The organism is Vibrio sp. VPAP30, assembly GCF_001188205.1.
Classification (GTDB): Bacteria; Pseudomonadota; Gammaproteobacteria; order Enterobacterales; family Vibrionaceae; genus Vibrio; species Vibrio bivalvicida.
The window spans coordinates 63,522-81,315 of sequence record NZ_LBLS01000043.1; the positions used below are offsets into that span (position 1 = coordinate 63,522).

Annotated in this window: 13 protein-coding genes; 5 read left to right on the top strand and 8 right to left on the bottom strand. The window is 44.2% G+C overall.

Annotated features, from left to right (window positions below; translation table 11 throughout):
* Window positions 1-106: 106 nt before the first annotated feature.
* From ZX61_RS20650 to ZX61_RS20660, 3 genes are all read right to left on the bottom strand, one after another.
* On the bottom strand, window positions 107-880 hold the full coding sequence (locus ZX61_RS20650; RefSeq protein WP_049846473.1) for a DeoR/GlpR family transcriptional regulator: 774 nt from the start codon (window positions 878-880) through the stop codon (window positions 107-109).
* A gap of 176 nt (window positions 881-1,056) precedes the next feature.
* On the bottom strand, window positions 1,057-2,574 hold the full coding sequence (gene glpK, locus ZX61_RS20655) for a glycerol kinase GlpK (RefSeq protein ID WP_049846474.1): 1,518 nt from the start codon (window positions 2,572-2,574) through the stop codon (window positions 1,057-1,059).
* Between the two features lie 57 nt (window positions 2,575-2,631).
* The gene (locus tag ZX61_RS20660) at window positions 2,632-3,486 is read right to left on the bottom strand and encodes an MIP/aquaporin family protein (RefSeq protein WP_049846475.1); all 855 of its coding nucleotides are present in this window, start codon (window positions 3,484-3,486) and stop codon (window positions 2,632-2,634) included.
* A gap of 595 nt (window positions 3,487-4,081) precedes the next feature.
* Here ZX61_RS20660 and glpT point away from each other — a divergent pair.
* Window positions 4,082-5,446 (top strand): glycerol-3-phosphate transporter, encoded by a 1,365-nt coding sequence (gene glpT, locus ZX61_RS20665; protein WP_049846476.1) that lies wholly within the window; start codon window positions 4,082-4,084, stop codon window positions 5,444-5,446.
* 144 nt (window positions 5,447-5,590) lie between these two features.
* On the opposite strand, the gene dapD is transcribed toward glpT, so the two are convergent.
* Window positions 5,591-6,619 (bottom strand): 2,3,4,5-tetrahydropyridine-2,6-dicarboxylate N-succinyltransferase, encoded by a 1,029-nt coding sequence (gene dapD, locus ZX61_RS20670; protein WP_049846477.1) that lies wholly within the window; start codon window positions 6,617-6,619, stop codon window positions 5,591-5,593.
* A 383-nt stretch (window positions 6,620-7,002) separates the two neighbouring features.
* On the bottom strand, window positions 7,003-7,611 hold the full coding sequence (locus ZX61_RS20675) for a peroxiredoxin (RefSeq protein ID WP_004747907.1): 609 nt from the start codon (window positions 7,609-7,611) through the stop codon (window positions 7,003-7,005).
* A 199-nt stretch (window positions 7,612-7,810) separates the two neighbouring features.
* On the opposite strand from ZX61_RS20675, the gene ZX61_RS20680 reads away from it, so the two are divergent.
* The 3 genes from ZX61_RS20680 to aceA all read left to right on the top strand — a co-directional run bounded on the left by ZX61_RS20680 (window position 7,811) and on the right by aceA (window position 12,463).
* Window positions 7,811-8,716: a hydrogen peroxide-inducible genes activator gene (locus ZX61_RS20680; RefSeq protein ID WP_049846991.1), complete on the top strand. Its 906-nt coding sequence runs from the start codon at window positions 7,811-7,813 to the stop codon at window positions 8,714-8,716.
* Window positions 8,717-9,379: 663 nt separating this feature from the next.
* Window positions 9,380-11,026 (top strand): malate synthase A, encoded by a 1,647-nt coding sequence (gene aceB / locus ZX61_RS20685; RefSeq protein WP_049846478.1) that lies wholly within the window; start codon window positions 9,380-9,382, stop codon window positions 11,024-11,026.
* A 123-nt stretch (window positions 11,027-11,149) separates the two neighbouring features.
* The gene (aceA, locus tag ZX61_RS20690) at window positions 11,150-12,463 is read left to right on the top strand and encodes an isocitrate lyase (protein ID WP_049846479.1); all 1,314 of its coding nucleotides are present in this window, start codon (window positions 11,150-11,152) and stop codon (window positions 12,461-12,463) included.
* 253 nt (window positions 12,464-12,716) lie between these two features.
* Here the strand turns inward: aceA and ZX61_RS20695 are convergent, their stop codons facing one another.
* The 3 genes from ZX61_RS20695 to ZX61_RS20705 form a co-directional block, all read right to left on the bottom strand.
* Complete coding sequence (locus tag ZX61_RS20695; RefSeq protein ID WP_049846480.1) at window positions 12,717-13,640, bottom strand: aminoimidazole riboside kinase; 924 nt, start codon at window positions 13,638-13,640, stop codon at window positions 12,717-12,719.
* A 92-nt stretch (window positions 13,641-13,732) separates the two neighbouring features.
* Window positions 13,733-15,106 carry a PTS transporter subunit EIIC gene (locus tag ZX61_RS20700; protein ID WP_049846481.1) on the bottom strand — a complete coding sequence of 458 codons (1,374 nt, stop codon included), beginning with the start codon at window positions 15,104-15,106 and terminating at the stop codon, window positions 13,733-13,735.
* Between the two features lie 16 nt (window positions 15,107-15,122).
* Entirely contained in the window at window positions 15,123-16,571 is a 1,449-nt protein-coding gene (locus ZX61_RS20705; RefSeq protein ID WP_049846482.1) for a glycoside hydrolase family 32 protein, read from the bottom strand.
* Between the two features lie 199 nt (window positions 16,572-16,770).
* Here ZX61_RS20705 and ZX61_RS20710 point away from each other — a divergent pair, with 199 nt between their 5' ends.
* Complete coding sequence (locus ZX61_RS20710) at window positions 16,771-17,772, top strand: LacI family DNA-binding transcriptional regulator (RefSeq protein ID WP_049846483.1); 1,002 nt, start codon at window positions 16,771-16,773, stop codon at window positions 17,770-17,772.
* Window positions 17,773-17,794: the final 22 nt, after the last annotated feature.

Sequence of the window (17,794 nt, forward strand, 5' to 3'; positions counted from 1 at the left end):
CATTATTTATTTTCGTTTATGCTCGTTTGTGTGATTTAAACACAAAAAAACCTTTATCTAATGATAAAGGTTTCAATAAGGTTAAATACTTCTGAGTGGGGAGTAACTAATCTTCGTTCGCGACCACTTCAAGTGGAATGGCGTTTTCTTTAAGAATTGACAAGATTTCTTTAGGGGGCTGTTTGTCGGTAAACAACATATGTAGCTGAGATATATTGCCGAGCTTAACCATAGCGTTACGCCCAAACTTAGAGTGGTCAACAGCTAAGAATACGCTACGACTGTTTTCTATGATTGCTTGTTTAACCCTGACTTCATGGTAGTCGAAGTCGAGTAGAGAGCCATCAAAATCAATACCACTAATACCCAAAATGCCGAAGTCTAAACGGAACTGCTTAACAAAATCTAGCGTCGCTTCACCGACGATACCTCCATCTCGATTACGGACCTCTCCACCGGCAAGGATAACCTTGAACTCTGGGTTAGGCAGCAAGATGGTAGCAACATTAATGTTGTTGGTAACCACGCGTAGCTGTTTGTGATTTTTACTCAGTGCGCGTGCAATAGCTTCTGGTGTGGTGCCAATATCAATAAATAGAGTCGCACCATCGGGAATGTGTTTCACGACTTCGTCAGCAATGACATCTTTCTCATTGAAATTTAGGCTCTTACGTGTGTTATAAGAGGTGTTTTCTGAACTCAATGGGATGGTTGCTCCGCCGTGATAACGACGGATTTTATTCGTGTCTGCCAATTCATTTAAGTCACGGCGAATGGTTTGCGGGCTTACGTCAAACTTCTCGACCAGTTCTTCCGTGCTAACATAGCCCTGTTTTTGAACCAACTTGATGATCTGCTGATGTCTTGGTATCTGTTTCACTCATTGCTCCCTGAACGAGGTTGGTCGGCAATTTCGAAAAGCCGCATTCGATAGTTGTATTGTGACTATTGTGCTCGAATTTGACCATGGAAAGAAGAGGGAGTCATAAGGAACAAGGGCTAAGGCGCAAAAAGGGCGCTTGAATTGCGCCCTTAGTTGCTTAACGATACGGTGATCTAGTCTTCATCATCGTGCATTTGTGCCCAAGTTTGCGCACACTTCACTGCACGTTTCCAACCTTTATAGCGTCGGTTTCGTTTTTCTTCGTCATGGTGAGGAACGAAAGTGCGATCTAATACCGCTTTGTTTTGCAGCTCATCAATGTTGTTCCAGTAGCCAACCGCCAAACCCGCTAAATATGCTGCACCTAGCGCGGTGACTTCGGTAACTTGAGGACGATGCACTTCGGTGTCCAATACGTCAGATTGGAATTGCATAAGGAAGTTATTCGCAACTGCACCACCATCGACTCGAAGGTTTGCGAGTTTAATACCCGAGTCAGCTTGCATTGCGTCGAGTACATCTCGCGTTTGATAAGCAATCCCTTCTAATGTTGCACGTATGATGTGATTGGAGTTCACACCGCGAGTTAGGCCGACAATCGTACCACGAGCATACGCATCCCAATAAGGTGCACCCAGTCCGGTGAATGCAGGGACAACATAAACCCCATTTGACGAATCTACTTTAGTTGCGAAGTATTCAGAGTCTTTTGCGTCAGCGAGTAGTTTCATCTCGTCACGCAACCATTGGATCGATGCTCCTCCCATAAATACAGCGCCTTCTAGGGCATATGATGGCTCCCCTTTTGGTCCACAAGCTAATGTAGTCAGAAGACCGTTCTTCGACGTTACTTTTTCTTGGCCAGTGTTTATTAACAAGAAACAGCCTGTGCCGTAGGTATTTTTAGCTTGTCCTGCTTCGACACACATTTGCCCATAGAGTGCGGCTTGTTGGTCACCGGCAATACCAGCAATAGGGATACGAGTTCCGCCTTTACCACCAATGTTCGTTTGACCATAGATTTCAGAAGAACATTTGACCTCGGGCATCATGGATGCGGGGATGCCCAATTCATCGAGCATTTTTTGGTCCCAACAGAGATCATTAATGTTAAATAGCATGGTACGTGAAGCATTGGTGTAATCAGTCACATGAACACGGCCTTGCGTCATTTTCCAAACGAGCCAAGTGTCGACCGTACCAAACAGCAGCTTACCCGCTTTCGCGTCTTCGCGAGCACCTTCAACGTTATCAAGAATCCATTTTACTTTGGTACCCGAGAAGTATGGGTCGAGTACTAAGCCTGTGTTATCACGTACGTAATCTTCAAGGCCGCGTTGCTTTAAATCTTCACAAATATCTGCGGTGCGGCGACATTGCCAAACAATAGCGTTGTAGACAGGTTTGCCGGTTTCTTTGTTCCAAACAATGGTGGTTTCTCGCTGGTTGGTGATACCGATACCCGCTAATTGGTCGCTGCGGATACCCGACTTACCAAGAGCTTCAACCAGTGTTGAGCTTTGAGTTGCCCATATTTCGAGTGGATCGTGCTCAACCCAGCCTGCTTTAGGATAAATTTGTGTGAACTCACGTTGCGCAACGCTTACAATGTTTGCATCGTGGTCTAGGATTACGGCGCGAGAGCTTGTGGTGCCTTGGTCTAGGGCAACAATGTACTTTTGCTCAGTCATGGTAAGAATCCTTTTTGTTTCGTTACTTTTAATTTTAGTTAATTCAGGGTTGAAAGGTTATGCGCGCGCTTCTTGCGCTTCGTCTTCTTGTTCACATTGGTTGGGAATTGTGCAGCCGTGGCCTTCTTGAGGCAAATAAGCCGCAATGGCTTTCGGGTATAACCAACCACCAAAACATGCGCCAGCGATTGGGGCAAGTATAGGGACGATGAAGTACGGGATCTCTTTCGCTCCGGTTAGCGCGTATTCCCAGCCAGCAAAGTAAGCAAAAAGCTTAGGTCCAAAATCACGAGCGGGGTTCATGGCAAAACCCGTTAGCGGGCCCAGTGAGCCTCCAATCACAGCGATTAGAATTCCGATTAATAGTGGGTTCATAGCACCACGAGATGCTCCGTTGTTTTCATCCCCTAGAGCTAGAATGACAAACATAAGGACAGCAGTAATAACAAACTCCACAGCAAAGGCGCCAAAGAAAGAGAGTGAAGCATGTGGGTAAGTTGAGAAAATTCCAGCTGTTGCTAGTGCATCTTGGCTGCTGCGTGCGAAACCGTGGGCAATTTCATAGTCGGTGAATAAATTGCTGTATAGGGAGTAAACTAGTGCCGCTGAGCAAAAAGCGCCAAGTAACTGTGAAATGATGTAAGGAATAACTTTAGCTTTATCAAACCCGTGAAACGCGGCTAGTGCGATTGTTACCGCAGGGTTAATGTGCGCTCCGGATACGCCCGCAGTGCAGTAAATAGCAATAGCGACGCCTAAGCCCCACATAATGCTAATTTCCCATTGTCCGAATGTTGCCCCTGTTAATACCAAAGCAGCAACGCAGCCAACGCCAAAAAAGATAAGTAATCCTGTCCCGATGAACTCGGCCAAGCACTCACCTAAGAGTGTAGGTTGTTTGTTCGTTGTCATAGTAAGAGTCCTTTAATAATTATGCTTGTCTAGCACGGCTCTATTGTGCATATGTAAACGTCTTCGAAAACAAACGCGCATTAAAAGTGAGCGTTTGAACATAAAATTGTTAATCAAAATGTTTGTTTTTGTTAAATGGCGCATCTTTTGAACAAAAAAGAAAACTGATAAAGTCGTCATCAAGGAGGTGCTCTTATCTAGAAAGTTAAAACTACCGATGGAAAAATGATTTCACAAACTGGTAAGAGGAGTTTTGTGAGGCCGCGCCACTATTGATAATTGATCGTTAGCGTCTAGAAAATATATCGACATCAAGAGCAAATAAACCACGACCGATGTATAGGCGTGATTGGTTTGTTTCGTTTGCACATTTGGTCGAAGATAACATCGTAACCAAATATGTGAAAAGTGGAATCACGCGCTAATAATTTAACTTTAATACACTGTATTTACTCAGATTTAATTCTTATGCAACATTTGTCACAGAAATAAATTGAATTCCTAATAGAATGCATTTGCTTTCGAACGAAACTTATTTTTTGCTCGTTCGAGTTTGTTAAGACCTTTCCATCGCTCAAGTTATAATGAGGCCCCAATGTTTGGAATATTTAAACCTAAGGCGCATATCGATCGCTTACCCACCGATAAGATTGATAGCGCTTATTCGCGCTTACGCTGGCAGCTCTTTATCGGTATTTTTGTCGGTTATGCTGGCTACTATCTAGTACGTAAAAACTTCAGCCTAGCTATGCCTTACCTAATTGAACAAGGTTTTAGTCGGGGTGACCTTGGTGTTGCACTTGCCGCAGTATCTATCGCTTATGGTCTGTCAAAATTTTTGATGGGCAGCGTGTCTGATCGTTCCAACCCACGTTACTTTCTAAGTGGTGGCTTGCTAATGTCAGCGCTCGTTATGTTCTGTTTTGGTTTTATGCCCTGGGCAACAGAAAGTATTGCAGCTATGTTCATTCTGTTGTTCTTGAATGGTTGGTTTCAAGGCATGGGATGGCCAGCCTGCGGACGAACCATGGTGCACTGGTGGTCACGCAAGGAGCGGGGAGAGATCGTCTCTGTTTGGAATGTGGCACACAATGTCGGCGGTGGCCTAATTGGTCCGCTGTTTATACTAGGTCTATGGGCGTTTAACGATGACTGGCGAACTGCTTTCTATGTTCCCGCTTTCTTTGCCACTCTCGTTGCTATCTTTATCTGGTTTACGGTGCGTGACACACCTCAGTCTTGTGGTTTACCTCCGATTGAAGAGTACAAAGACGACTACCCAGATGATTACGACAAATCTCATGAAAAAGAGATGACAGCAAAGGAAATCTTCTTTAAATATGTCTTTTCTAACAAGTTACTTTGGTCGATTGCAATTGCCAATGCATTTGTTTATTTGATTCGTTACGGAGTGTTGGACTGGGCTCCTGTTTACCTCAAAGAAGCGAAAGATTTTTCTGTAGACAAGTCTTCTTGGGCCTACTTCTTATATGAGTGGGCGGGTATACCAGGCACACTGCTTTGTGGTTGGATTTCAGATAAGTTGTTCAAAGGTCGCCGAGCACCTGCTGGTATCTTGTTTATGGTTTTGGTTACTGTCGCTGTTCTGGTTTACTGGTTTAACCCTGCGGGTAACCCAACCGTTGATATGATGGCTCTAGTAGCGATTGGTTTCTTAATTTACGGCCCGGTGATGCTGATTGGTCTTTATGCGCTAGAACTTGCACCGAAGAAGGCTGCAGGAACGGCTGCTGGTTTGACGGGTTTGTTTGGTTATTTAGGTGGCGCTGTGGCGGCGAATGCGATTCTTGGCTACACGGTTGACCACTTTGGTTGGGATGGCGGATTTATTATCCTAGTCGGATCTTGTATCACTTCTATTGTTTGTTTGACTTATGCTTTTATTGGCGAGCGTGCACATCACGAACAAAAAGCTCGCGAGAAGGAAGCACTAGCGTAACTACAGGCTTGGTATTTCAAGAGTAACAACGTTAGTTAAGGGTATGCTTATCGTCATATGCCAATACGTAAGCGAAAAAATCCCCCAGCAGGTTCCTGCTGGGGGGGTCTTATCAATCTTATTGATTTAAAACTAAAACTGACGTTAGTTGTTGCTGTGAAGCTCTGAATTCAGCTCTACCGCTGTTTTGTTCGCCAGACATTCAATTTGGCCTGTTACTGAATTGCGACGGAATAGCAGATCAGAAACACCTGCTAGGTCGCGAGCTTTAACCACTTCTACTTCTTTACCTTCAGCAATCATGCGAACTTTAGACCCGGCTGTTACATAGAGACCTGATTCAACAGTACAGCGATCACCAAGTGGGAAACCTAGGCCTGCGTTAGCACCAAGTAGTGAGTTTTCACCGATAGATACTACAACGGTGCCGCCGCCAGATAGCGTACCCATGATAGATGCACCACCACCGATATCTGAACCGTCACCAACAACCACGCCAGCAGAAATACGGCCTTCAACCATACTTACACCTGTTGTACCAGCGTTGAAGTTAATGAAACCTTCGTGCATCACTGTTGTGCCTTCGCCCACGTGCGCACCAAGACGTACGCGAGAAGTATCTGCAATACGAACGCCAGCAGGTACCACGTAATCAACCATCTTAGGAAACTTATCGACACAATCTACAGACAGTGCACGACCGGCTAGGCGAGCTTCAATTTGACGCTCAGCCAGTTCTGGCAAGTCGATAGGACCTTCGTTAGTCCAAGCGATGTTGTGCAATAGACCGAAGATACCGTCAAGTACAGTACCGTGAGGTTGAACTTGGCGGTTAGAGATAAGTTGTAGCTTAAGGAAGCCTTCTGCCACTGATGCTGGTTTCTCGTCAGTTGCTAAGACAACCAGTACAAGTGGCTGTGAAGATTCGGCTGCTTTTGCCGCGAATGATGCGTTTGCTGTGTCGCCATTTGCTTCAAATGCGCCAGCAAGCTCAGCACTTTGAGCCGCAGAGATCTCGATAGCTTGGTTACCTTGTTCGTAACTTGCCACTTTAGCAACGGCATCGACAAGTGCGTCTGCTGGATTAAGCACTGGGCTAGGGAAAAATGCTTCGATGATTTTTCCATCACGGTTTTTGGTTGCCGTACCAAAGGCTAGAGAAAAGTAAGCCATGTTGAATCTCCTTGTTTGAATTCATTTAAAGACACCCTTCACTTTGAAGCCGTCACTGCAACGGATTTGGGTATCGAGCATCGTTGCTCTCAAATTAAGTTAAAGTCATCATAAAGAGAGGTTGTGAGACTTTAAAGAGCTGAAATAGATAAAGTCTGTAAGCCGATATTTTTTGTCTCTTTGGCGATATGTTGTCTTTTTGCCTATATTGATGATTTCGCTAGTCATCATTTGATACTAGGAAAAAAAAGAGCCCGAAGCGGTGCTTCGGGCTCTTGAGTAAGACTTTACTTATAACTGATTGGCGCTGCGCTTTTTGCGCTTATATAGCTTTATACTACCAACCGTTCATACCCGTGAGCTTGGGTATGTGAAACAAGTAATTACTTGCTTAGGTCTTCTGCGTGCTCAGATAGGAACGCTGCAACACCTTTTGGAGATGCATCCATTCCAGCTTTACCTTCTTCCCACTGTGCAGGACATACTTCACCATTTTTCTGGTGGAAGTTTAGAGCGTCAACCATGCGTAGCATTTCATCGATGTTACGGCCTAGAGGTAGGTCGTTAACTACTTGGTGACGTACAAGGCCTTCTTCGTCGATTAGGAAAGAACCACGGAAAGCAACGCCTGCTTCTGGGTGCTCAACGTCGTACGCTTTACAGATTTCGTGCTTAACGTCAGCAACTAGTGGGTACTTAACTTGACCGATACCGCCATCTTCGATAGCAGTGTTACGCCATGCGTTGTGTGAGAACTGAGAATCGATAGAAACACCGATTACTTCAACACCTTTAGCTTGGAAATCAGCTAGGCGGTTGTCGAAAGCGATTAGCTCAGATGGGCAAACGAAAGTGAAATCTAGTGGGTAGAAGAAAACAACCGCTTTCTTACCTTTAGTGAATTCTGCAAAGTTGAAGTTATCAACGATCTCGCCGTTACCTAGAACAGCAGCAGCAGTAAAATCTGGGGCTTGACGACCTACTAGTACCATTTTTTTGCTCCTAAAATATATGGTTAGTTCCAAACCAAGCTTGTTGTTTTTGGTTTGGTCCGTGTTTGTACGCGACAAACTATAGTACACATTGTAGTATGTAAAAAAGCGAATTAAATAGATTAAGTTAATCGAAAAAAGCGATAAGTTGGATTTTATTAACTTGGTCAATATCTACCCGGAAATTGTAAATAAATCTATGAATAAGTGGCCTAGCCTCAAACAGTTACATTATCTGATCACCTTGTATGAAACCCGCCATTTTAGTGATGCAGCTGAAAAATGCTTCGTTAGCCAATCGACCTTAAGTAAAGGCATTCAGAACTTTGAAGAGCTGATTGGGTGCCCTCTTTATGAAAAGAAAGATAAAAAGAGCCCGCTAGTCTTTACTAGGGCAGGAGAACTCGTTGTTCAGCAAGGGCGAGAGCTACTGGCTAAAGGGCAAGACTTAGTCGAGTTGGGGCGTCTGTGCCAAGGTGGGGAAATGGAAGGGCAGTTGCGCGTCGGCTGTATTCCGACGATTGCTCCTTTCTTGTTGTGCGATTTAGTTCAGGAAGTCAACCAGCGTTTTCCACAGCTTAACCTTCTATTAAGAGAAGACACCACTACTAATTTATTAGATGCGCTTCGTCATGGTGAACTTGATGTGCTGATTTTGGCGTTGCCGGTTGAAATTGACGGTATGGACAGTCGAATTGTGGGTAACGACCCTTTCCGGATGATCATCAGTCAAAACCAAGCCGACGCAATTCAAACACCGATTAAATATGCTGACTTGCCAAATGAGTTCGTCTTTCTGCTAGAGAAAGAACACTGCTTAACAGAGCATGCGGTCTCTGCGTGCCAGCTCACCGACAAAGAAAAGATTAATCCGTTTTCTGCTACGAGTTTACACACCTTGGTTCAAATGGTGGCCAACGGAATGGGGACCACCTTTATCCCGCAAATGGCGATTGATCACGGTTTGATTGAAAACCAAAATTTGGTTGTGGTCGATGCACCTGGACAGCAGGCTCATCGCCATATTGGCTTAGTTTGGCGTCCAAGCTCGTCTCGAGTGAATACTTTTAATCAATTAGCAGATGTTGTATCAGAGCTACTTTAGCGATAAGTCGTAGCTGATTACCTAGTTATATCCATAAAAAGCGCACTGGGTTTTGTGCGTTTTTTAGCATTTTATTCTGTTGGTAAACTTTAACTTGTAAAATTTCACAAAGAAATCTTGATGAAGCTTTCATTAAATTGTGAAATTTCACAGTGTCAATTTTACAACCAGTCAAATTTTCCCTGTTTGATCTCTCCGTTGCATATCATCTATAAGCCCAGCCCTAATTGGGTTTTCTCTCAATCGCTGATAATCAAACGTTTGTTTAAAACGTTTTTACAAGCTTAATTTTACTGTAATTAAATTACGTAATTACTTACGTTTTGGTGACCCAAATCAATAGTTTTAGGCTGACCGAATAAAACTTTGAATTTAACGGTTTGTTTACTTTTGCTCTTTTACTTAAACGCATGTTGGTATAGCTTAAATGCAGGCTTAGTAAGACTTATGTCTAGATTGAAAAGCGGTTTCTGCTCAGTCAATCTAATAGCCGATGAAACAAAAAAAACCAAACAAGCGATGGTCAATGTGGATGTTTGATTGTTGTTTGATAGTTACAAATGTAACTTGAAATAGACCAAGCAATACCCGAGTGACAGAAACAAATTAAAGGTGAGTGAACAGCACCCAGTTTCAACACTCTGGATAGTTAAGGAAGAAATTATGCTTGCCAACACACCAGATAGAGAAGAAACAACAGTAGAAGCCCAAGAAACCCTACTAACCGAAGGCATGCTTGATGTCACTGGTACCCTTTCACCAGAGCATCAGGCGATTTTCCCTGTTGAAGCCCAAACCTTTTTGTCTCTGCTGTGTGACAAGTTTGCTGGCCGAGTTGACGAGCTACTGGCTACTCGTGAAGAGAAGCAGGCGCGCATCGACGCTGGCGAAATGCCGGATTTTCTTGAAGATACGTTAGATATCAGGGAAGGAAGCTGGAAGATCCAAGGGATTCCAAAAGATCTGCAAGATCGCCGCGTTGAGATTACAGGTCCAACTGATCGAAAAATGGTGATTAATGCACTGAACGCCAACGTAAAAGTGTTCATGGCGGATTTTGAAGACTCTTTGGCTCCGGCTTGGGATAAGGTGCTTGATGGTCAAATTAACCTGCGCGATGCGATAAATGGCGACATCAGTTACACCAATCCGGTTAATGGTAAGCACTATGAGCTGGAACAAGATCCAGCAGTTTTAATCTGCCGCGTACGTGGTCTACATCTAAAAGAAAAACACGTGACATTTAACGGTCAGATTATCCCGGGGGCGCTGTTTGACTTTGCGCTTTACTTTTACAACAACTACACCAGCTTGTTGAAAAAAGGCAGCGGACCTTATTTTTATCTTCCTAAGTTGCAGTCTCATCACGAAGCGAAATGGTGGAGCGAGGTATTCCACTTTACTGAAGACTACTTTGGTTTAGACACTGGCACTATCAAAGCAACTGTACTGATAGAAACGCTACCTGCGGTATTTGAGATGGATGAAATTTTGTTCTCTCTTAAAGAGCATATCGTAGGTCTAAACTGTGGTCGATGGGACTATATCTTTAGCTACATTAAAACCCTAAAAAGACACCCCGATCGCGTGCTGCCGGATCGTCAGGTGGTAACAATGGATAAGCCGTTCCTAAATGCATATTCGCGTTTACTTGTTCGTACCTGTCACAAGCGTGGTGCTTTCGCTATGGGAGGGATGGCCGCCTTTATCCCAGCGAAAGACCCGCAAACCAATCAACAAGTGCTAGATAAAGTTCATAACGATAAATCGCTAGAAGCCAACAATGGGCACGATGGAACTTGGGTTGCTCACCCTGGGCTTGCAGACACTGCGTTAACGGTATTTGATTTAGCACTAGGTGAACGAAACAACCAGTTGAACGTCTCTCGTAAACAGGATGCACCAGTAACGGCTGAAGACTTGCTTGCTCCGTGCGATGGGGCGATTACTGAGCAAGGCATGCGTCACAACATCCGTGTTGCGCTGCAATACATCGAATCTTGGATTTCGGGTAACGGCTGTGTACCTATCTATGGATTGATGGAAGATGCCGCGACTGCAGAAATCTCCCGCGCTTCAATCTGGCAATGGATTCAACACGGTAAATCGCTCGACAATGGACAAACGGTGACTAAATCATTATTCGAGCAGTACTTAACAGAAGAGATCGAAGTGGTGAAAAGTGAGATTGGCCTAGAGCGTTATGACTCGGGTCGATTTGAAGAGGCTGCCAAATTGATGGCGAAACTCACCACCAGTGATGAACTGACTAATTTCTTAACTGTTCCAGGTTATGACTACCTGGATTAGAAACTAACTCCACAACAATAACGTGAATGTTCTACGGCAGAGATGGATGTACTGCCAAGGATAAAAGAAACATAGCGCCCATTTACCCACATAAGAAGCGCTCATCAAAAGAGGGATAGACCGATGACTAACTTAACTCGCCGCCAACAAATCGAAGCTCTGGAAAAAGACTGGGCTACTAATCCACGCTGGAAAAATGTTAAACGTCCTTATACAGCTGAGGAAGTCGTAGAACTACGTGGTTCAATGGTGCCTGCCAACACTATCGCTCAACGTGGTGCAGACAAGCTATGGTCACTGGTCAATGGTGACGCTAAGAAAGGCTATGTAAACTGTTTAGGTGCTCTAACTGGTGGTCAAGCTGTACAGCAGGCGAAAGCTGGTATCGAGGCGATTTACCTTTCAGGTTGGCAGGTAGCGGCTGATAACAATACGGCATCAACCATGTACCCTGACCAGTCTCTATATCCAGTAGACTCTGTACCTTCAGTGGTTAAGCGTATCAACAACTCCTTTCGCCGCGCAGACCAAATCCAGTGGTCTAACGGTAAGTCACCAGCAGATGAAGGCGGCATTGATTACTTTCTGCCAATCGTAGCGGATGCAGAAGCAGGCTTTGGTGGCGTACTTAACGCATACGAGCTAATGAAGTCGATGATCGACGCGGGTGCTGCGGGCGTACACTTTGAAGACCAACTTGCTTCAGTGAAAAAGTGTGGCCATATGGGGGGTAAGGTTCTTGTACCGACTCAAGAAGCAGTACAGAAGCTTGTAGCAGCACGTCTAGCCGCAGACGTATCAGGTACCACAACGTTAGTGATTGCACGTACTGATGCTAACGCAGCAGACTTAATTACTTCAGATTGCGACGCTTACGATGCAGACTTCATTCAAGGTGAGCGTACTCAAGAAGGTTTCTACCGCGTACGCGCTGGAATCGACCAAGCAATTGCTCGCGGCCTAGCTTATGCGCCATACGCAGACCTTATCTGGTGTGAAACGGCAACACCATGTCTGGAAGAAGCGCGCAAGTTTGCCGAAGCGATTCATGCTGAATACCCTGATCAGCTGTTGGCATACAACTGTTCTCCTTCATTTAACTGGGAGAAGAACCTAGATGCTGAAACCATCGCGAAATTCCAACAAGAGCTATCGGATATGGGCTACAAGTACCAGTTCATTACTCTAGCGGGCATCCACAATATGTGGTTCAACATGTTTGAACTAGCGCATGACTACGCGCAAGGTGAAGGTATGCGCCACTACGTTGAGAAAGTACAGCGTCCTGAGTTCCAAGCAGCAGAAAAAGGTTACACCTTCGTAGCGCACCAGCAAGAGGTAGGTACAGGTTACTTTGATAAGATGACCAATACCATCCAAGGTGGTAACTCTTCAGTCACGGCTCTGACAGGGTCAACCGAAGAAGACCAATTTTAATCCCTAGCCAGTAACCTGATATCAGTTGGCTACAAATACAGGCTTTAGATGACTGATATCGGGATTTGGTATTTTAACTAGCATAAACTTTGACATGCTTTTGAGCGGTGCAGACCGCTCCTTTTTATTCGCTTCTCGTTAGTTATCGCTTGGTGCATAACTGCTACAGAACTTAGGTTGACTTGAGCATTAAGCCGCAGGAAGTAGCCAACCTTTCACTCATGAATCACGCTGAACAACTCACAAATAGATGCTAGTTAGATAGGAATTCGAGCAGTTCCGTTTGACTCGGAAGCGCGCTCATTGCCCCTTTTTCAGTTGTTGCCAATGCGCCACATCCGTTGCCCCAACGAACCGCTTCCAGAATATTGAACTCTTGCTGCCAATCATCGCATTGTGATAGATAGGCGAGCAACCCACTGACAAATGCATCACCAGCTCCTGTGGTATCGACCACGTTTACAGAGCGTGATTTCACTTGATGCCTCTGACCGTTAGCTATTGCAAGCGCACCATCTTCACCTAATGTTATCAGTACAAGTGGAATTGAGTGGCGAGAGAGTGCAGCTAGTCCCTCGTCTAGAGACGATGTATCGGTTAAATAGAGCAGCTCTTGTTCTGAAAACTTCACGACATCTGCTATTTGAATTGCGCTCATCACGACTTGGCGGATCTCTTGAGGTTTTTGCCATACCTCATCGCGCAGATTTGGATCGAAGCTGACATAGCCTTTAGCATCCTTGATGGCGTTCATTGCTGTTAATGTGGTTGAACGGCTTGGCTCGTTGGCAAGAGCAATCGAGCAACAATGGAGCCATTGGTTAGCCTGAAACGTCGGAATATCGGTCAACTGAGTAAACTGATCAGCACTTGGCTTGACCATAAAAGTAAATGAGCGCTCACCTTGGTCATCAAGGTCAACGATGACCGTTGAGGTGCGGTGTTGATAATCTAGGGTGAGATGAGAAACGTCAATATTTTCATCGGTTAACACATCAGCCATAAAACGGCCCAGCGGGTCACTGCCCACACGACCAAAAAATCCGCATTGACCAGCAAGCCTTGCAATACCCACCGCCACATTTGCTGGTGCGCCACCAGGACATTTTAAGTAGCTGTTATCACTTTCAGGAATGAGGTCTACCACGGCATCGCCAGTAAGCCAAACTTTGTTCATTTTTCGTTCCTTACAAAAGTGCCCATCGGAGCATAGCAAGATGGGCAAAGACGTTAGTACACCTAGGGGGTGGTGTACCAACGAAAATAATGTTAATGACTATTTTTTACTGGGTTGTAGATTCGAGTCAGTACAAAAGAGGTTGCGAACGCACTGGCAATAACCGTCAAGTAGCCTAAAACAGCAGAGAATGATTGTGAGTATAGTAAAATGCCCGGTATAAATGTGATTCCCATGCCTGTCGCGCTGATATTGAGGATATAAGTGACTAATCCACCTACCGCGCCGCCAATCATGCCAAACAAAAACACCTTGCCGTATTGCAGATTCACGCCGAATAGCAGAGGTTCTGTGATGCCAAATAGTGTCGACATTGACGCACTGTACGCATTGCTTTTCTTCAGTTTGTCTTTAAGCAGGGTAGCCACAGCAATAGCTGCACCAAATTGGCCTGCCATGGATGCTGTGCCTAGAGGTTGAAGTGGATTTACGCCAGTTTCATTAAGCAGCCCAATTTCTATCACACCCAGAGCATGGTGTAAGCCGGTAATGACGATCATTTGCTGTACGGCACCATAGAGGATGTAACCTAGTCCCAGTGGCAAGTCGAGTGCCATACGAACGAGAGATGTGCAGCCGTGTTCAATGGTTTGCAGAATAGGGCCAAAGCCGAATAGAATCACAAACACTGCAATGGTAATCGTTAAAAATGGAGTAAAGACTAAATCCATGCTGGCAGGAATAAAGCGACGTAGGTTACGCTCTAAGTACGAGACAAACCAACCGGCAAATATCGCAGGCAGTACCGTGCCCTGATAGCCAACCAGTGGGAAGTTGATTCCAAGTAGATTAACCATCATCGGCTCGGCGCCACCATTGGCGACAACCCAAGCGTTAGGTAGTTGTGGGGCAACCATCATCAAGCCAACAACAATGGCGATAATAGCATTGCCACCAAATTTCTTTGCCGCAGAGTAAGCGATTAAAACGGGTAGGAAGGCAAAGGCGGTATCAGTTAGCATACTAAAGAGCGCAAGCGTTTCCGGTGAAAAATCGACACCAGAATGCAGCATCATGCCACGTAGACCCATCAACAGACCAGTGGTGACTAGTGCAGGGATCAACGGGATTAATATATCAGCTAAGGTACGAACGACTTTTTGGCTGGCGGTCATATCAGCGAAAGCGTCTTGTTTGAAGTCGGTAGTTTCAAACTCTCCACCGAGTGCACGTTTTAGTGAATCATAAACATGAGAAACCTTGCCTGTACCGATGATAAATTGGTGTTGGCCTGATTGGTAAAAGTAGCCACTTATCTGGTTAATCTCTTTCGCTTTATCTGCGTTGACCTTGTTATTGTCCTTAAGGATTAGGCGCAGGCGAGTCGCGCAGTGTTCTGCGTTACGGATGTTGCCTAGGCCCCCGATACTTTCCAGTATTTCGTTTACGGTAGCGTCATAATTCATTCTGTTCACCACTTTATTATATTGTAAGGTAGGTTAGTTGGGTATTGAGCTTCGCAACGTTTTCAACAGATATATTCAACTGGTGGCTTTCTTGCTTGGGGAAGAAAAGACAGGTAAATACATCTCGACCATTGTTAATATAAATTTCAATAATGCTCTGGTCGCATATGAAAGAAATATTGTTAATGTCGTAGTCTGTAAGGTGTTGACGTTTACAACCATATTTCCAATTTAGGGGGTGATGGTCATATAACTCTCTATCTAAAGTAATAGAGTTACTATTGATAGTGAGAGTTAGCTCGTTACCACTTTGTGTATTTAGTGATATGGTTAAATTCTGAGTATTAGATAAATTATCTAGTGTTAAAGAAAATGATAAACTTTCTAGTTTAACTCCTTGGTTAATTAACAAATGTCCATTTTGTTTGTTGAATGAATTTGAATTAATTATGTTCGGTTTTTGCAGCAGTCTATTGTTTTCGACCGCAAGTTCTCTTGTTAAGGTTAAGCAATTAATCCAACCATATTGTTCGCTCGGTAAGTGTTCATCAGTTCCAGCCCATGCAATTAATGTTTGTTGTTTTGGAGCATTCGCCAATGTCTGTGGTGCGTAGAAGTCAAAGCCTCGATCCAACTCATCCCAGTGAGATACTTCAAATGTTAGTTGCTCAAAGTCGAAACGACCTAAGCAATAGATAACATTGAATTTGTTGTGGAATCGAGTTCCATCAGCAGTAACGCCTTGCGGAGAGAAGATCAGTACGTCATTGCCATCGACCTGCAGAAGGTCAGGGCATTCATACATGTATGCGTCAAGGAACTTACCATCTACTTGAATGTCGAGTGGCCCTTTGTAGTGCCAATCTAAAAGATCTTGAGATTGATAAACAATGATCTCACCTTGTAAGCCTGCCTCTCGTTGAGCGCCGAGCAACATAAGGTAGTCGTTACCGTGTTTGATGATTTTAGGATCGCGTACATGGCCGCTGTAGCCTTGAGGCACGGATTCAATTACAGGATTGAGCGTGTGTTTGGTTACCTGGTTGTTATTATCCAAAATTGCTAAGCACTGATTAGCATCACGTTCATCACCTCGTTTTACATTTCCGGTATAGAAAAGATAAGCATGTTCGTTTTTAACTAGAGCAGATCCGGAATAAGCACCATGGGATTCATAACTTTCTGTTGGTGTTATTTGTGAACCATGTTCATGCCAATTTAATAAATCATCTGAGGTTAGATGCATCCAATGCTTTAATCCATGGTATGTGTCAAAAGGAAACCACTGATAAAACAAATGATATTGCTTATTGAAATAGCAAAAACCATTTGGATCATTTAATAACCCATGAGGTGGAGTTATATGAAACAAAGGTCGAAAGGTTGAGTTTGATTTTATTTTCTCAAACTTTTCTTTATCTGATTCAGTCGCCATACTGATTGTTTGGTATTTTTGTTGTTGCACTGCTCGTTACCTAATAACCTTGGGTTGAGAAAATCATAATGACGCTTAGAAATCGTTGAAATAGTGGTGAAGATTTAATGGCTAGAATTGGAGGGAAATTGAACGAATTAAGATTGTCTTGTGATGTAACACAAAGTCTTGTTACATGGTGTTGGTTAATATGTAGTGGCAAGTGATTGGTAGTTTGGATGAGTATGCAATGACAATTCGAGATGTAGCAAAAAGAGCAGGAGTCTCAATTGCAACTGTATCGCGAGTGTTGAATGGTAATGAGCGCGTTTCGGCAGAGGCGAAGCAAGCCGTTGAAGCAGCAATGAATGAGCTTAACTATCAGAAACCGCCAGAAAAGCGAAAGAGTCCGACTAAACTATTTGCGGTCATCGTGCGTAACATGTCTAATCCCTTTTTCTCACAGTTAGTCGATGTACTGGAAGAAGAAGCGTATAAACATGGACGCAGTTTGTTGCTATTTAATAGCCGTAATAACCTTCAGCTAGAGAAAACTTTCTTTTCTGAGTGTATCAATCATAAAGTGGATGGTGTGTTTCTTGTTCCTCGTTCTTTGAAGAAAGAGCACTTAGCACCGCTCAATGCATTGCCCTTTCCAGTGGTACTTTTAACTGCGACGTCCGAGAATACCATTAGTATAGGTACACACCACCAACATGGCGGCGAGCTAGCTGCAAAGCACTTTATCCAGCAAGGTTATCGTCGTGTAGGCTATATCGGTGCTAGCAATACGCAGTCTGATCGTTTGTTGGGCTATCGAAGTGCACTGAATCAATTGGGGATAGAGCTTGCAGAGTCGAGAGTTCTTGCACCGTACGACTTAAATAGTTTGCATCAATTTATTGATGAGCAAATCACCTTAAGTGAACAGCCGTTGGAAGGCGTGTTTTGCTCAGACGATATTTCAGCCAGTCACCTACACAGTGCCTTGCGAGAAAAGCAAGTGAAGCAGCATGTCGATATTATCGGCTTTGATGATACTTTTATTGCTCAGTCATTAGGTTTTTCTAGCGTTAAGCAGCCAATCAGAAAGATTGCCTTACTTGGTTTTGACATGATGATTGAAGTGATCCAACAGTCCTCTTTTCAGCAGCGCCTGGTGTTGCTTGAGCCTACACTTACGGTGCGCGATCAACCTTTGTTTAGAGTCATGCCCCGCCAGCCAGAAATCTTGCGAAATAATGAACCATAACGCTAAGGGCTGTGCGCCTCTT

Bases quoted from the DNA above. Each gene is read 5' to 3' on its own strand.
- aceB (WP_049846478.1), top strand. From the start codon at position 9,380: ATGCTTGCCAACACACCAGATAGAGAAGAAACAACAGTAGAAGCCCAA.
- glpT (WP_049846476.1), top strand. From the start codon at position 4,082: ATGTTTGGAATATTTAAACCTAAGGCGCATATCGATCGCTTACCCACC.
- glpK (WP_049846474.1), bottom strand. From the start codon at position 2,574: ATGACTGAGCAAAAGTACATTGTTGCCCTAGACCAAGGCACCACAAGC.
- ZX61_RS20695 (WP_049846480.1), bottom strand. From the start codon at position 13,640: ATGAACAAAGTTTGGCTTACTGGCGATGCCGTGGTAGACCTCATTCCT.
- ZX61_RS20710 (WP_049846483.1), top strand. From the start codon at position 16,771: ATGACAATTCGAGATGTAGCAAAAAGAGCAGGAGTCTCAATTGCAACT.
- dapD (WP_049846477.1), bottom strand. From the start codon at position 6,619: ATGGCTTACTTTTCTCTAGCCTTTGGTACGGCAACCAAAAACCGTGAT.
- ZX61_RS20675 (WP_004747907.1), bottom strand. From the start codon at position 7,611: ATGGTACTAGTAGGTCGTCAAGCCCCAGATTTTACTGCTGCTGCTGTT.
- ZX61_RS20700 (WP_049846481.1), bottom strand. From the start codon at position 15,106: ATGAATTATGACGCTACCGTAAACGAAATACTGGAAAGTATCGGGGGC.
- ZX61_RS20660 (WP_049846475.1), bottom strand. From the start codon at position 3,486: ATGACAACGAACAAACAACCTACACTCTTAGGTGAGTGCTTGGCCGAG.
- ZX61_RS20680 (WP_049846991.1), top strand. From the start codon at position 7,811: ATGAATAAGTGGCCTAGCCTCAAACAGTTACATTATCTGATCACCTTG.
- aceA (WP_049846479.1), top strand. From the start codon at position 11,150: ATGACTAACTTAACTCGCCGCCAACAAATCGAAGCTCTGGAAAAAGAC.